Raw genomic sequence first — 16,560 nt, 5'->3', positions numbered from 1 at the left:
AGTTCTTATATTTGTTCGTGTATATAATGGAATTCCAAATAGAAAAATCATGATCCTAAATAAATCACTTGTAATTGAAGGAGCTTCACAGCAAAAAATGGCAATAGACTTGAGCTATGCCGAGTCAAAAGAGCAGAAAGGAATAATTATTTTTTGTCATGGATTTAAAGGTTTTAAAGATTGGGGATGTTGGAAAATGGTTGCCGACTATTTCGTAGACAATGGTTTTGCTTTCTTGAAGTTTAACTTTTCACATAATGGCTTGGGATTGGAAGATTCAATTGATTTTGATCAATTAGACAAATTTGCAGTGAATACTTTGGGAAAAGAAATGGAAGATATAAAAAGTGTCGAGGAGTTTGTGGTTAGCAAATTGCCAACGATAGTTCCAAATATTGATACCGATACAATATTTATCATTGGGCATAGTAAAGGCGGTGTTTCTGCATTGCTGTATTGTTCGCAGTATAAAACTAAAATTAAGAAGGTTTGTACTTGGGCAAGTCCGTTTGATTTTCACCGCTCGTGGAATTCAAAATTTAGAAGTAAATGGAGGGCCGATGGTGTTCAGTACATTAAAAATGCGAGAACGAACCAAATGATGCCTTTGGATATTGCTGTTTTAGATGATTTAGAAAGCAATGAAGAAAAATACAGTTTGGCTATAGCTAGTAAAAAACTACTCATTCCGTATTTGATTATTCAAGGAACCGATGACCAAGCAGTAAAAATGGATGAATTTAATTTATTAAAAAAGCATTTTACCAAAGCTAAACAGCATGTTATCGAGGGTGCGAATCATGTTTTTGGTGCTTCACATCCTTATGTCGAAAAAGAATTACCACTACACACGCACGAATTAGTTAGTGAGACAAAGACGTTTTTCTTGGTCTAAAATGCTTTTCTATGTTGTCCTATTTTCTTGCGTAAGGGATAGTAGCGGCATCCTTTTATGGAATGGAATGCAATAAAAGATAGAGCGAATAGCCCGGCCTTACTGCAACGGAGTGGAAGTAGGGATACGCCCAAACTTTAGTAAAAAATAGTTCTACCGCAGACACATTAATAAAAAGCTATATATGTGGTAGAACATAGTTAAAGTTTATTTTAGTTTTCCTTCCGAAAAAAGTCGGCGGATTTCTTTCTTGTCAAATTTACCTACACTTGTTTTAGGGATTTCATCTAAATAGACATAATCTTTTGGGATTTGGTATTTTACAAATTCTCTATCGAGAAACTCCATTAATTCGGTATCTGTAGTCGTTTGCTCTTTATTGGCTAATACGATGGAAGCCAATGGTTTTTCGACCCATTTTTCATCAGGAATGGCAATTACTGCTGCTTCTCGTATGTTGGGATGCGCCATTAAAGCCGACTCCAAGGCGACACTTGAAATCCATTCGCCGCCACTTTTTATAAGATCTTTGGTTCGGTCTTTTATCTCCATGTAACCATCTGAATCAATTGTACTTACGTCGCCGGTTTTAAACCAACCATCAGCAGTAAAACTTTCATGATTATTAGTTTTGAAATAGGAATTAATTACCCAAGCACCTCTAATTTGCAATTCGCCCATAGTTTTGCCATCTGAAGGCGCTAAAGTGCCCTCATCTGTCATAATTCGGATTTCAACACCAGGGAAAGCGATTCCTTGTTTGGCACGAATATTTAGTTGCTCCTCTTCGGGTAAGTCATAATGCTGTGGTTGCAATCGTGATACAGTTCCTAGTGGAGAAGTTTCAGTCATTCCCCAAGCTTGCACTCCTTTTATTCCAAAATCCTTGTCAAATCCTTGAATTAGACTTTTAGGTAGTGCTGAACCTCCTACCAAATATTCTGTAAGTGCTAATTTTTCTTTTGGAGGATTTTGTTTCATTGCGTGGTAAACTCCTAACCAAATTGTAGGTACGCCATTAGCTTTAGTGATTTTCTCTTCTTGCAAAATATTGATGATGGCTTCTGGCTGTAAATTTGATGACGGCAGAACCATATCTGACCCTGATAACAAGCATAAATAGGGGAATCCCCAGGCCATAACGTGAAATTGAGGTACAATTAAGAGTAGTTTGTCCTCGTTGCTAAAATTACCTGCATTGGGAGATATGATGTTAGAAGCGTGCAAATAAGTGGAACGATGGGAGTATAAAACTCCTTTTGGTAGACCGGTTGTTCCGCTCGTGTAACACATACCGCAAGCTTCATTTTCATTTAAGAGTGGCCATTCATAATCTTCTGATTGATCTAAAAGTAAGTCCTCATAACGAATAGTGTTTTGTAATGTTGTTTTAAAATCTATAGAAGCATTAAGCAGAATGTAACATTCTACTGTTTCTAGTAGTGGTGCGATTTTTTCCATTAAAGGAACTAAGGTAGCATCAATAAATACAACTCGGTCTTCTGAATTATTAATGATGTATTCTGTTTGTTGGCTTGATAATCGAATGTTTATAGGATGACAAACGGCGCCAATTCCTGCTATACCATAATACAGTTCAACATGAGCAGCATGATTCCAAGCAAATGTACCTACTATATCTCCTGCTTTAATTCCTAATTTTTTGGTTAGGGCATTAGCTAGCTTTTTGCACTGCTTGTACATATCACTGAATTGGTATTCGTGACGATTTCCATCAGGTAGGTAAGTAATTATTTTTTTGTTAGGATAAACACTGTTCCCATATTCAAGAATAGTAGTCGTAGTAAGTGGGTAATTCATCATTAAGCTATTCATACTATATATATTAGAAGATTAGGTGTAAGCGTATTATCGTTTGCACTGCAGCAGAAAAAAAAAGTTACTTTGTGCTAATTTAGTGATTTTTATAATAAACTTGAAACTCTCCTTTCACAATTTGCTGCTAAAATTGTATGGAAATTTAATCTCTATTTTATGATAACTATCTTTGCTAGAAGCAAAGATCAAGTGAAATAATGGATAGTAAGCTGTGGTTAGAGAAACAAAAAAATCCGATTAGCTAGCACAAACCGGATTGGTAATTAAAGAAATAAATGATTAAAATATTTGTCCTATTCCGAAGAAAAACAATTGGTCTTCGGTAGAAACACCGTAATCAAAAGATAGTATTGTTGATTGATTCCATCCTATTCTTAAGCCGCTTCCATATGATGTTTTAATGTTTTTTAAGTTTAAATTCTGCCAACGGTCTCTAACTGTTCCAGCATCAAAAAAAGGAGCAACTCCAAAAGTAAAACGTTGTTTACCTAGTCTTGCTTCAGCTAGTCTAATCCTCAACTCGATATTTGTAAACCATAGCGAGCGAGCTAAGAATCTATTGGCTCTATATCCGCGCAGCGACTGTCTTCCTCCTAAGGAGTTAATACTTCCATCAGGGCTCCATTGATCTTGAAATTCAAAAAACGGAGCATTCGATCCAAATATATTACCAATTCCTAATCGGCCGGCGAGAACGGTTCTTTTACCAAAAGGTAATTTCTGATAAGCTCTACCTTGCACAAATAATTTATTAAAATTGTATTGTGAACCTATATATTTACTAGAGTACTCATTTGCGATTTCAAAATAATATCCTTTTGTTGGGTCGGGTTCAAAATCTCTAGTGTCGTAGATCAAAGCAGTTTGAAAAATAGAAATCCATCCGCCATCTAAACCTGAAATTTCTTCTTGTTCAAAATCTCTTTGCAACAATGAAAATCCATTTGCTGCTGTGGTTTCTTCACCAGAAATAGGGTCTATAGCGTCAGCCTCTTCTCCTTCAAAGGTTTTGTATTTTAGATTCTGAATTTCGTAACCACTCATTACTCTCCATCTTCCGTTTCCTATGGCATAATCAGCTTTTAAATTCAGCATGTATTCTGTTTCTCTAAATCGGTTGGAGAGTGCATCAGTAACTATTGCTCCCTCTCCAGGTTCTCCAGCACGAGTCGTTTTTCGAGCGCGATCAAATTCATCATAAGTGCTAAAAGATGTATTAGGGTCTGATGGTAGGCTTAGTTGATTTAGGGTCGACTCTGTAAGTCCAAAATACAGATTTGATGGATTTTGTTGTGCTTTGAAATCAATTTTGAATCTCCAACGCGTTCCTTTATAGTAAGGAATATCTAAAGATAGAACGAGTTCTCTTGCGTTTGAAGTATAGTAAGCCATATTCGCCTTTAATTTAGCTAAATAGGGAGTGTAAGCGAATAAAGGATTCGTTCTTTCGCCATTATAAAAAGCATTGCCTCTAAGTCCAAATCCAAAACCAGTAACTGGATCTGAAGAAAAATCTGGAATTCCTGTTATAAAAGTTCCTTCTTTTTTTTTAGCTAAATCGTCATCGGACATTCTCTTTGATTTAATAAAAGAGAGGCTGTCTTTTTCAGGTGCATTATTTTCCTGTGCCCTCGTACTAAACGTTATCATTAAGACGAGACCAATAGTTACAAAGTATTTCATTATTCTATATTTTTAAATTTTCTACAAATGTCAGTACCAATTTTGTAGAAAATTTGAAATTTAGAATGAGATAGAAAAAATGTGGCTTTTAGTATCGAAAGTATACTGAATTTTCCAACCGTGTACCTCGCAAATTTGTTTAACAATGGCTAATCCTAAACCGCTATTTGCCCCATTTTTAGTCATAGATGCAAATCGTTTGTATAATTTACTTTCGAGTAAAGGTTGCGTTCCAGTGTTGGAAACAGTAATGCCTTTTTTTGTAAATGCTAGATGAATTAGTGACTCTTTATCTGAATGCTTGATGGTATTGAGTAGAAGGTTGTTTAATAAAACTTCTACAAGTGTAGTATTGCAGTCTAGTAAAACATCACTTTGAATAGTTTTTGTAAAATGCTTGTTTTGGGCGATAAAATAACCTTGCAAATTTTGCTCAACGTCAGTAGCGATCGTACTTATATTCATCGCTTTTGAAATTTGGAACTGGTTATTTTCCATTTTTGCCAGCAGCAATAAATTTCTATTAATTCTTGAAGCTCTTGTCAAAACTGTATTTATTTCTTCAACGATTAGGTACTGCTCATTGGTGATCGATTTTTGCTGTAACAGTAAGTCAAGTTTTCCTTTTATAATTGCTAATGGCGTTTGTAACTCATGTGATGCATTCTCAGTAAATTCTTTTTGAGTTTTAAATACAGTTATATTTTCCTCAATTAAGTGATTTAATGAAGCGTTTAGTTGCTCGAACTCCAGGGTGTCTGATTTTTGAAATTCAATTTTAGATTGCTTGTTTAATTGAAACGATTTTAATTGTTGTAAAGTATGCCTGAAAGGTTGCCATAATTTGTTAGACAGCCATTTGTTTAGACCTAAAAATCCAATAATTAATAAAATATAAAATAGGAAAGTAAGTTTTGTTATTTCCCAAATAGTCTCTTCGCTTTCTTCAATAATAGTTTCTACAGAAAGTAGGTAGCTTGACTCATGAATTTGAATTATCTTAGAAAGTCCTCTAAAGCGATTAATATCTTTTTTTCTGACGTAAGTATTTTGCCTCGAGACGGTGTAAAGAGAATCGGGTTTTTTAGTATAAGATTCTATTTTTGACAATTGTGTATGAGGCTGTACTTTGTTCCATAAAAAGAGACTTTTTTCCAGTTCGTCATTGTCAAGTTGTAAATGGTTGAACTCTATCTCTGTTCTTTGCGCTATTAATGCGTTGTTTTCATCTATTTCGCTAATCCAGATATTATCAATCAAATAAAAATAGACAGGAATACTTGCTACCAAAACAAGTAATGCATAAACAGCAAACGAGCTTAGCGATTTATTTAGTAAATTTTTCATGCTACCCATTTATAACCGGTTCCGTAAACTGTTTTTAAGTAGGATTCACCTCCGGCATTATTTAATTTCTTTTTTAGATTTTTAATGTGTGCATAAATAAAATCATGATTGTCCAGCATGTCAGCAAAGTCACCAGAGAGATGTTCTGCTAAAATACTCTTTGAGATGACTTTATTTTTATTACCCATAAAAAAAAGTAGTAAATCAAATTCGGTTTTTGTTAAATCTATTTTCTGTTCGTGAATAAAAACGCTTTTTGCAATTAGATCTATACTTATTTCGTTTTGTATTATAATAGTAGCGTTATCAAATTGCTTTCGTCTAATGACTGAAAATATTCTGGCAGCTAGCTCTGATAAATGAAAAGGTTTCGTTAAGTAATCATCGGCTCCTAATTGTAAACCTTTAATTTTATCATCTAAGGCATCTTTAGCTGAAATAATGATGACTCCGTCTTGCTTTTTTAAAACTTTTAGATGTTCTAAAATATCGATACCGTTACCATCAGGTAATGTAATGTCTAGTAAAATGCAATCATAAAAGTAGGTGTTTATTTTTTCAAGAGCTTGATTATAAGTTGTAGCAAATTCGCAGATGTACTCTTCACCAGCAAGATATTTTGCAATATCATTACCTAATTCTTTTTCGTCTTCGATGATTAATATCTTCATGGTTCAAAATTACATTATGATTTTGAATTGTTTTTGAATTTATTTGTAATTTCAAGTTAAGTGCTACCAATTGAAACAAAAAAATCCGATTAGCTAATGCCAATCGGATTTTTTGAATTATAGTAAGGATTACTTTGTTCCTCTAAATTAAAAATCTACAAGTGAATTACTTCACCATAAGCATCAGCAACAGCTTCCATTACCGCTTCACTCATTGTAGGGTGAGGGTGTATTGATTTTAGGATTTCGTGTCCAGTGGTTTCTAGTTTACGTGCTACAACTGCCTCAGCAATCATATCAGTAACGCCAGCACCAATCATGTGGCATCCTAACCATTCTCCGTATTTTGCATCAAAAATTACTTTGACAAAACCGTCTGGAGTTCCAGAAGCTTTTGCTTTTCCAGAAGCAGAGAAAGGGAACTTACCAATTTTTAATTCGTATCCTTTTTCTTTCGCTTGTTTTTCAGTTAAACCTACTGATGCAATTTCAGGTGTAGCGTAAGTACAACCTGGTACGTTTCCGTAATCGATTGGCTCTACGTGCATTCCTGCAATTTTTTCTACACAGTTGATTCCTTCAGCAGATGCTACGTGAGCAAGTGCTTGACCCGGAGTAACGTCACCAATTGCGTAGTATCCTGGGATATTTGTTGCATTGTAAGCGTTTACAAGGATTTTATCTTTATCAGTAGCGATACCTACCTCTTCTAGTCCTATGTTTTCGATGTTTGTTTTGATTCCAACTGCTGATAATAACATATCTGCTTCAAGAACTACTTCTCCTTTTGCTGTTTTGACATAGGCTTTAACACCTGCACCACTAGTATCAATTTTTTCTACAGAAGAGCTAGTCATGATTTTTACTCCTGCTTTTTTCATAGAACGCTCCATTTGTTTAGAGATGTCTTCATCTTCAACAGGAACAATGTTAGGCATGAACTCAACAATAGTAACTTCAGTTCCCATTGCATTATAAAAATGTGCAAATTCAACTCCAATCGCTCCAGAACCTACGATAATCATTGATTTTGGTTGTGTAGGTAATGTCATTGCTTGACGGTACCCTATAACTTTTGTACCATCTTGTGGCAAGTTAGGTAATTCACGAGAGCGAGCTCCAGTAGCTATAATTATATGGTCTGCACTATATTCTGTAACTTTATTGTCTTTATCCGTAACATCAACCTTTTTACCTGGTTTTAGCTTACCAAAACCATCAAGTACGTCAATCTTGTTTTTTTTCATTAAAAATTGAACTCCTTTGCTCATATCTGAGGCAACTGTTCTACTGCGTTGTACGACTGCAGGGAAATCTTTATCAAATGAAGATACAGTCAATCCATAATCAGAGGCATGTTTTAGATAATCAAAAACTTGAGCTGATTTTAGTAATGCTTTCGTAGGGATACATCCCCAGTTTAAACACACACCACCTAGGTTTTCTTTTTCAATTACGGCTACTTTAAACCCTAATTGTGATGCTCTTATGGCAGTAACATATCCACCTGGTCCACTTCCTAAAACTATGATATCGTATTTCATTGTATAAGTTTTCTAAATTATTTGATTTGGCGAATTTAAGGAATTATTCTGTTTTTAAAAAGATTAAAAATCCATTATTAAAAATCTATTGAAAAATAAAACAATTTAAAGAGTAAAAGTGCTATTTCATCACCTACGCCTATGCTTGATTAGTCATTACCACTTTAATAGTTACTATATTCCACTATTTTTATTGCGATTCCCTTCCTTTAGATTTACATTTAAAATATTTTTTTTTCGAGTATAAAAATTAATTAGCTACCGAAAATTGTGAATCATACAAATTTTTATAATAGCCACCTTCACGATGTATTAATTCCTGATGCGTTCCTTGCTCGACAATTAGTCCTTGATCCATTACCACAATTTTGTCAGCGTTCATGATAGTTGCTAAACGGTGTGCTATAACAATAGATGTTCTACCTTTAGTGATGGTTTCTGTGGCGCGCTGAATCATTTCTTCGGAGTAACTATCAATTGAGGAGGTGGCTTCGTCAAGAATTAAAATACTTGGATTACTAACATAGGCACGTAAAAAAGCAATTAACTGTCTTTGTCCTGAAGAAAGCATAACGCCTCGTTCCTTTACATCAAAATCATAATTATCGGGTAAACTCATTATAAAATCGTGTACACCAATATCTTTTGCTGCCGCTAAAACTTCTGCTCGACTAATTTCTGGATTGTTTAATGTGATATTGTTGTATATTGTATCAGCAAATAAAAACACATCTTGTAAAACCACAGCAATTTGTTTTCGCAAGGAATCTAGCGTGTAGTTTTCTATGTTTTCGTTATCAATATAAATTATTCCGCTATTAATTTCGTAAAAACGATTTAATAAATTGATAATGGTCGATTTTCCAGCACCTGTAGAACCAACTATTGCAACAGTCTGTCCCGATTGGACTTCTAAATCGATGCCTTTTATAACTTCCTCGTCAGCGATATAGCTAAAATGAACCTCCTTGAAAATTATGTTTCCATCAAATAGTGGCGCCTCAATTTTTCCGGTATCTTGTATTTGATCTTGGGTATCTATAATTTCAAAAACGCGATTAGCAGCAATCATTCCTAATTGCATTTCATTAAATTTATCTGCAATTTGACGCAAAGGGTTAAACAACATGGTAATAAACATGGTGTAGGAGAATAAATCCCCAAAGGTGGTGAAAGTATCGCCATTCAATATTTTCATCCCACCATACAACACAATAAATCCAAGTGTTAGTGACGAAATAATATCGGCAATAGGGAAGAAGATAGAGTTGTAAAGAATGGTTTTAATCCATGCTTTTTTGTGTTTATTGTTAATTTCTCGAAACTTATCGGCTTCGATTACTTCTCTGGTAAACAGCTGAACAATTTTCATTCCGGTAACGCGCTCCTGCACAAACGAATTCATATTGGCAATTTGTGTGCGCACTTCTTCAAAAGCTACTTGCATTTTGCGCTGAAACACTCGAGTAATAACCACTAAAATAGGCATAGCCACAATAACAATCCATGTCAATGTCCAATTCATGTAAAACATAAACGCTAGTACAACAATCATTTTCATCAAGTCACTAATGATCATAAAAAGTCCTTGGCTGAAAATACGAGCAATCGATTCGATGTCTGATACGGAACGAGTCACTAATTGTCCCACCGGCACTAAATCAAAATACTTCATTCTAAAACTCAAAATATGTTTAAAGAGCTTTATTCGAATGTCCTTCACAATATCTTGTCCAAGCCAGTTCGACCAAAAGACAAAATAAAACTGCGAAAAAACCTCAGCTAGCAATACAATTCCCATCAAGGTAATGTAAAACAAAAGCCCTTTGGCATCCTCTGTTTGGATGTAACCGTCTACGGTTTGCTTTAATAAATAAGGACGCAAGGCCGCAAATACGGATAGTGAAATAGCAAAAGCTATCACCCCATTGAACCGCCATTGGTATGGTTTTGTATAATATAATATTCTCTTAAATAATCGAGTGTCAAATGCTTTTGCTTTCATTTTTTTGCTGCTCTTTTTCAGTTTTCAGGAGCTTTTTCCTGCTGTTCTTTTCAATCTTGCTTGCCAAAACCTGGCAATCAAGGATTTCCATTGCCATCAGGGCTAGTGATTTGTGTTTTATATCAAATTAATCGTTCTTATTCACTAAAAAAGGATATTCGATTTTAGTTAAATATAAGCCATGTGCTGGTACTGAAAATCCTGCTTTATCTCTATTTTTACTTTCAATAATAGTATTAAAATCAGCTACCGTGATTTTTTTCAAACCGACGTTTACAAGTGTTCCCACTATGGAGCGCACCATATTTCTCAAAAAACGATTAGCCGAAATGGTAAATAGTAGCTTATTGTTTTCTTGCTTCCAGTACGCTTCATAAATTGTACAATCGAAAGTATTTACATCCGTATTTACCTTAGAAAAACTTTGGAAGTTAGTATGATTAAACAGCAATTGTGAAGCCTCATTCATTAAATCAAGATCAAGTTGCTGGTGAAAATACCAACTAAGCTCTTGTGAAAAAGGATCTTTAAATGTGTTAATATGGTATTCGTAGGTTCGCTTTGTGGCATCAAATCGGGTGTGAGCTTCATCAGATACTATAAACACATCAAAGACAACAATATCTTTAGGCAAGTACGAATTAATTTTGTGAATGAATTGCTTGCTATCAATAGTATCGTCATAATCAAAGTGTGCGAACATTTGCGATGCGTGAACACCAGTATCAGTTCGACCAGCACCCATAATGCTAATATCAGTATTAAGTATAACAGAGAATGCCTTGTTTAAAACTTCTTGTACAGAAGTTGCATTAGGTTGGTATTGCCAACCGTGATAGGAGGTGCCGTTATATGCTAATTTTATAAAATATCTCAATTGTAATTTTGCTTTTGAACCTAAGGCGATAGTGTTCCCTTTAATCTGTCTTGGTTTGAAACACAAAGATACTTATTAATTATTTTTGAAGTAGGCGTATTGCGCTAATGTTTTTTAGAGAAACTTATTTTTTTATTTGGAAACAGAATCTTTAATTTTACCGAAATCCCATAGCCCTGATAGCAGTGAAAAACCCACGCTTTTTAGCGTGGATTGCAACGGATAGCAGGAAGAAGCTCTAAGGAATAAATCAGTTATAGTAGTATGAAAAAAATACTTTTGCTCTCAGATACGCACAGCCACATAGACGAGACGATTATGAAGTACGTTGCGCAGGCTGACGAAGTTTGGCATGCGGGAGATATTGGAAATTTAGTAGTGACGGACACTATTAAAAAAGTAAAACCTTTGCGGGCTGTTTATGGCAATATTGATGATGATAAGGCTCGTTTAGAATTTCCTTTGGACAATCGATTTTGGTGTGAAGGCGTGGAGGTTTGGATCACGCATATAGGTGGTTATCCCGGAAAATACAATCCAAAAATTAAAAAGGAGTTGGAGACTAATCCGCCGCAATTATTTATTTGTGGGCATTCACATATTTTGAAAGTGATGTTTGATAAAAAGAATAATTTTTTACACATGAACCCAGGAGCTTGTGGTAAAAGTGGGTTTCATCAAGTGCGCACGATGTTACGTTTTGTAATTGACGGAGATAAGATCAAAGAGCTTGAAATAATAGAGATAGAGAAAAAATCTTAATTATTCTTGTATCGGATGGGGGTAATTATGGTTACTGTTGTGCCCTCATTAGGAGCGGATTTCACAATAAATTGCCCTTTAAATCTCATGATTCTAGCTTTTGTTCGGTTCAGACCAAAACCTTCTACAGCATGGATATCTTTGGCGTTAAAACCTATTCCATTATCAGTCACGGTGACACTAAGCTCTCCATTATTTTCAGTTAGATATAGGCTTCCTAGATTTGCATGACTGTGTTTCATAATATTATTTAGTAGCTCTGCAATTGTGAAATATATCTTCATTTCGAACTCCTCTTGGTATCTAGTTTTAGCATCTACTGTACTTTCATATCCGAAAAGAATTGTAGCATTTGAGTTTTTTTCACATAAATCGTTTAACGCATAAAACAAACCAAAACGCACAAGTAATGATGGAATTAGCTGATGGGAAAGATCACGGACTTTTTCGTGCGCGTCATTTAGTATAGCTTTTGTTTTAGCTATTTCTTCGGATTCTATTTTGTTTATCGAGCTGTAAACATTTAAGTGTAAGCCTGCAGAGGACAATAAGGCACTTATGTTGTCGTGTAGAAATGAAGCAATTTTTTTTCGCTCCATTTCCTGACCATCAATAGAGGCGTTAATTATATTTTGCTGTATTTTACTTTGTATATTTTTAATATTATTTTTTTGCTTGAGGTTTGTAATCTCAAAATAAAAGTATAACAAAACAATTATTAGTAGTAGCGCGCTAATTATTAAAACACTTGAGCGCTTGTTTTTTGTTTGTGTCTCTACTAAAAGTTGTTCCTTTGATTTATATTTCGTTTCAATATTATCAATCTCTCTTTTGTATTCATCAATTTGTAAATTGATTCCAGCCACATTTACTTTTTTTTGCTTGGATTCATAATTTAGTTCCTCGTTTAGGATGTTGTATGCCTCTAAATTTTGGTATGCTTTTTTATGTTCATCTATTTTGAACAAAAATTTAGAATATTCTAAATGTGAGTAGGATAGATCAGATTTCTCATCGTACTGTTTGCCTAGTTTTATGGCATTTTCAAAATAATAGATTGTTTTGTCGTTATTGTTTTTATTGTTGTTATACATGCCATTGAGCATATTTAAAACTACAATAGTAGAGCTATCGCCAAATTTAGGATGATATTTATTTATAAATTCTAAGTAGGGAGCTCCTTCATCAAATTTTCCAATATCAAAATAGGCCCAAGTTATATTGAGTTTAGTAAATACAATTTCAGTAGAATCACGTATTTTCGAACTGTATTCTAGGGATTTTTGATAGTATGTAATTCCGGTCTCATATTCTTTCTTATCAAAACAATAAATGTTTCCCAGGTTATTGTAGAGCCAATTTTTTAATTGATTATTAGTTGTTCTTTCGGCAAATACAAGCCCTTTTTTGTAATAATAAAAGGCTTTATCGTACTCTGAAAGTTCGTCAAAATTAGCTCCTATAATGTTGTAGGCTTTTGCAATAAGATTGTCATCTTCGGTAGCGATGGCGTGTTTTAGAGCAATACGGGATTTAATTAATGACTTTTCGTATTTTTCATTACGCATTAGAAGAGTTGCGTCATCTGTAATGTTTGAGATTTCTGATTTAGAAAGTTTCTTTACTTGTGAGTGGGAACGGGTTGCAGATAAGAGGATAATCAGAAAAAAGATTTGAAAGCGGTAGCAATTCATGCGTTGAAAGTTTAAATTACGCTTTTATAAATTTGTGTTTCATTGCATATTTCACAAGACTAATAGAATTTTTAGCTTTTAGTTTTTTCATTATATTTTTGCGGTGGGTCTCGACCGTATTCGTACTAATGAATAAGCGTTCACTTATTTCTTTACCACTAAATTCTAAAGCGATAAGAGTAATGATTTCAATTTCTCTACCAGACAACAAAACATTTGTTTGTGTTTTGTTTTTATTTAGTTTGACCATGTTTTCAGTAGCCGTACTAAAAATTTTTTCTCGAACACTGGTGCAAAAGTATTCCTCTCCATCAGAAACAATTTGGATTGCTTCAACTATATTTTCACCTGCGCATTGTTTGGTTAGATATCCACTTGCGCCTAGTTTCATTACTTCTTTTATGATTTTCACATCATCATAGCTAGACAATATGATTACTTTACAGGGGAATCCTTTTTTTGAAAATTCTTTGATGACTTCTATACCGTCTTTTTCGGGCATGCTAATATCTAAAACGAGAATATTAGTATTATTTGCGATCACTTCATCATAAATATTGGTCCCGTTTTGAGAGTATCCCACCACTTCATAATTAGGAACAGTATGCAATAAAGTTCGCATACCGTCAATGAGGACTTGGTGGTCATCGGCGAGATGGATTCGGATTGTTTCTTTCATGTTTAGTTAAGTAAAGCCAAATTTATAAAAAAATATCTGAATTTTCTGTATGAGATTTTATTTATAAAATGATAACATGAAATAAAAAAACCCGAAATGTTGCTTTCGGGTTTCTCTCGCACTAATAAATTAAAATTATAGGTTTACCTCAACCTATCCACTGATTTTACAAGATCCTCATCCTTCTTAATCGCCTTATTAGCTAACACTAAAAATACGATTGCAACGATAGGTAGAAACATCCCAATACCTTTCTCAGAGACAATAGCCGTCTCTCCAGATAAATTTAGTGAACGATATACAAACAATCCCAATAAAATCAAATTTAATATGATGTTCAATCTGCCTATGACAAATTGATTTTGTCTTTTATTATAAGATAAGATACTCCAAACCGTTAATGACGTACTTAAGCCGTACAAAATAACATAAAACTGGTCATACATGAAAAAATATTCCTTTGAATCATTCATTGTCCATAGCGGAAAAACGAAAGGTAAAATTCCTGTCGCTGCAAAAGCAAGAAGCAAATATATGGTCTGAATTCTTTGTATCATTTTGTTAGTATTGTTTCACAAAAATATATTTTCTTTTTTAAAAATACTATTGTATCATTAAATTTTATTCGTATTATTGCATCACAATACCGTAAGCACTTCATACTGCGGTCAATTCAAATCATAATAGTACTACCAATCTTTTCATAGTATTACCAAATTAATTAAACTCATAGAACATTCATGTTTGACATTTCTGCATTAAAGGAAATGAAGCTAGCTGAGCTTCAGGATATTGCTAAATTAGCAAAAACAATAAAGTTTAATGGTGTTAAAAAAGAAACCTTAATAGGGAATATTTTAGAACACCAAGCGGCAGCTGCTGAATCTAAACCATCAACTAATATAGTGGTAGAAGAGGATGATAAACCTAAACGTGCACGAATCGTTCCAGTTAAAAAAGTTGCAATTCAAAAAGCTTCAAAGATAGCAGATAGTAACAACAGACCGGAAGTTGAGCAAACTACTACTGAGTCGCCTACCGATTCAGAAATAACATCAAATGAGATTTCGGATCAAATACCAACTGAGAAGAAAGCGGCTAAGGTTATAAAGTTTAGTAAATCAGCTTACGAAAAAAAATTAGCCCTGAAAAAAGATAAAGAAGAGGCTAAAGAGGTCGTGAAAAACGAAGAGGATGTTGCATCTCACGCAAGTACAACGGAAGTTGTTGAGGTGAATGAAAACACTGAAAAAGTAGTTCCAGCTAAGAAGATTAATCCTAATCAGCTAAACAAACAAAATCAGCAAAATCAGCAGAATCAAAATCCAAATTTTAAGAATAAAAAAAATAATTTTAGCCATTCTGATTTTGAATTTGATGGTATAATAGAAAGTGAAGGAGTATTAGAAATGATGGCTGATGGCTATGGTTTCTTGCGTTCTTCTGATTACAATTATCTAGCTTCGCCAGATGATATTTACCTATCAACCTCTCAAATTCGTTTATTCGGATTAAAAACTGGGGATACGGTAAAAGGGGTGGTCCGTCCCCCAAAAGAGGGGGAAAAGTTTTTCCCTTTGGTACGCGTTTTAAAAATTAATGGTCACGATCCTCAAGTGGTTCGAGATCGTGTATCTTTTGAGCATTTGACACCTGTTTTTCCTTCAGAAAAATTCAAATTAGCCGAAAAACAAAGCACGATTTCAACTCGTATCATAGATTTGTTTTCTCCAATAGGAAAAGGACAACGTGGTATGATTGTGGCTCAACCAAAAACAGGTAAGACGATGTTGCTTAAGGAGATTGCCAATGCAATTGCAGCGAATCATCCAGAGGTTTATTTAATAGTATTACTGATTGATGAACGTCCAGAAGAGGTTACTGATATGCAACGTAGTGTGCGTGGAGAAGTAATTGCTTCGACATTTGATAGAGAACCACAAGAGCATGTGAAGATTGCAAATATAGTTTTAGAGAAAGCAAAACGATTAGTAGAGTGTGGGCATGATGTTGTAATTTTATTAGATTCTATAACTCGTTTGGCAAGAGCGTACAACACGGTTCAGCCAGCATCTGGAAAAGTATTGAGCGGTGGAGTAGACGCCAATGCACTGCAAAAACCGAAACGTTTCTTTGGAGCGGCTCGTAATGTAGAAAACGGAGGTTCTTTGAGTATTATAGCTACTGCTCTAACAGAAACTGGTTCTAAGATGGACGAAGTTATTTTTGAGGAATTTAAAGGTACAGGTAATATGGAGTTGCAATTGGATAGAAAAATTGCAAACAAACGCATTTTCCCAGCTATTGACTTGACGTCATCGAGTACGAGACGTGATGACTTATTATTAGATCAAAAAACGCTGCAACGCATGTGGATTATGAGAAAATACCTTTCTGATATGAATCCTGTTGAAGCAATGGATTTTATAAACGATCGTTTTAAGAAAACGAGAAATAATGAAGAGTTCTTAATTTCTATGAACGACTAAAATAAAAAGATCTTTTCTTCGAACTCTAAGTTCATGGTTAAGTTTCAATAAAAAACCTCGATACTAGCTTAGCTG

General features: G+C 34.3%; 13 protein-coding genes. 3 read left to right on the top strand and 10 right to left on the bottom strand.

Annotated elements, in window-relative coordinates; genetic code table 11:
- Positions 1-49 precede the first annotated feature (49 nt).
- Positions 50-895, top strand: coding sequence for an alpha/beta hydrolase family protein (locus H8R22_RS11610; protein WP_187010556.1), 846 nt, complete (start codon positions 50-52; stop codon positions 893-895).
- A 207-nt stretch (positions 896-1,102) separates the two neighbouring features.
- Here the strand turns inward: H8R22_RS11610 and H8R22_RS11605 are convergent, their stop codons facing one another.
- The 7 genes from H8R22_RS11605 to truA form a co-directional block, all read right to left on the bottom strand.
- Positions 1,103-2,731: a long-chain fatty acid--CoA ligase gene (locus H8R22_RS11605; RefSeq protein WP_187010555.1), complete on the bottom strand. Its 1,629-nt coding sequence runs from the start codon at positions 2,729-2,731 to the stop codon at positions 1,103-1,105.
- Positions 2,732-3,013: 282 nt separating this feature from the next.
- Positions 3,014-4,417, bottom strand: coding sequence for an Omp85 family outer membrane protein (omp85, locus tag H8R22_RS11600; RefSeq protein WP_187010554.1), 1,404 nt, complete (start codon positions 4,415-4,417; stop codon positions 3,014-3,016).
- A 60-nt stretch (positions 4,418-4,477) separates the two neighbouring features.
- Positions 4,478-5,764 (bottom strand): sensor histidine kinase, encoded by a 1,287-nt coding sequence (locus H8R22_RS11595; RefSeq protein ID WP_187010553.1) that lies wholly within the window; start codon positions 5,762-5,764, stop codon positions 4,478-4,480.
- Positions 5,761-6,435 (bottom strand): response regulator transcription factor, encoded by a 675-nt coding sequence (locus tag H8R22_RS11590; RefSeq protein WP_187010552.1) that lies wholly within the window; start codon positions 6,433-6,435, stop codon positions 5,761-5,763. Before H8R22_RS11590 ends, H8R22_RS11595 begins: the two co-directional genes overlap by 4 nt.
- A 155-nt stretch (positions 6,436-6,590) precedes the next feature.
- On the bottom strand, positions 6,591-7,979 hold the full coding sequence (lpdA, locus tag H8R22_RS11585) for a dihydrolipoyl dehydrogenase (protein ID WP_187010551.1): 1,389 nt from the start codon (positions 7,977-7,979) through the stop codon (positions 6,591-6,593).
- Between the two features lie 250 nt (positions 7,980-8,229).
- Complete coding sequence (locus H8R22_RS11580; RefSeq protein WP_187010550.1) at positions 8,230-9,984, bottom strand: ABC transporter ATP-binding protein; 1,755 nt, start codon at positions 9,982-9,984, stop codon at positions 8,230-8,232.
- A gap of 127 nt (positions 9,985-10,111) precedes the next feature.
- Positions 10,112-10,861, bottom strand: coding sequence for a tRNA pseudouridine(38-40) synthase TruA (truA, locus tag H8R22_RS11575; protein WP_187010549.1), 750 nt, complete (start codon positions 10,859-10,861; stop codon positions 10,112-10,114).
- 264 nt (positions 10,862-11,125) lie between these two features.
- Between truA and H8R22_RS11570 the strand changes: the two genes are divergently transcribed.
- Entirely contained in the window at positions 11,126-11,623 is a 498-nt protein-coding gene (locus H8R22_RS11570) for a metallophosphoesterase family protein (RefSeq protein WP_187010548.1), read from the top strand.
- Here the strand turns inward: H8R22_RS11570 and H8R22_RS11565 are convergent.
- From H8R22_RS11565 to H8R22_RS11555, 3 genes are all read right to left on the bottom strand, one after another.
- A complete protein-coding gene (locus tag H8R22_RS11565) occupies positions 11,620-13,317 on the bottom strand; it encodes a tetratricopeptide repeat-containing sensor histidine kinase (RefSeq protein ID WP_187010547.1) in 1,698 nt (565 codons plus the stop codon). The two genes, H8R22_RS11570 and H8R22_RS11565, sit on opposite strands and share 4 nt — an antisense overlap.
- Positions 13,318-13,333: 16 nt before the next feature.
- On the bottom strand, positions 13,334-13,996 hold the full coding sequence (locus tag H8R22_RS11560) for a response regulator (RefSeq protein ID WP_187010546.1): 663 nt from the start codon (positions 13,994-13,996) through the stop codon (positions 13,334-13,336).
- 143 nt (positions 13,997-14,139) lie between these two features.
- Positions 14,140-14,553, bottom strand: coding sequence for a DUF4293 domain-containing protein (locus tag H8R22_RS11555; RefSeq protein ID WP_187010545.1), 414 nt, complete (start codon positions 14,551-14,553; stop codon positions 14,140-14,142).
- Between the two features lie 183 nt (positions 14,554-14,736).
- On the opposite strand from H8R22_RS11555, the gene rho reads away from it, so the two are divergent.
- Complete coding sequence (gene rho / locus H8R22_RS11550) at positions 14,737-16,485, top strand: transcription termination factor Rho (RefSeq protein ID WP_187010544.1); 1,749 nt, start codon at positions 14,737-14,739, stop codon at positions 16,483-16,485.
- The last annotated feature ends 75 nt before the right edge of the window (positions 16,486-16,560 follow it).

The organism is Flavobacterium kayseriense (assembly GCF_014305095.1).
Classification (GTDB): Bacteria; Bacteroidota; Bacteroidia; order Flavobacteriales; family Flavobacteriaceae; genus Flavobacterium; species Flavobacterium kayseriense.
Note: the sequence above shows the minus strand (reverse complement) of the source record. Positions and strands in the feature narration are given on the sequence as shown.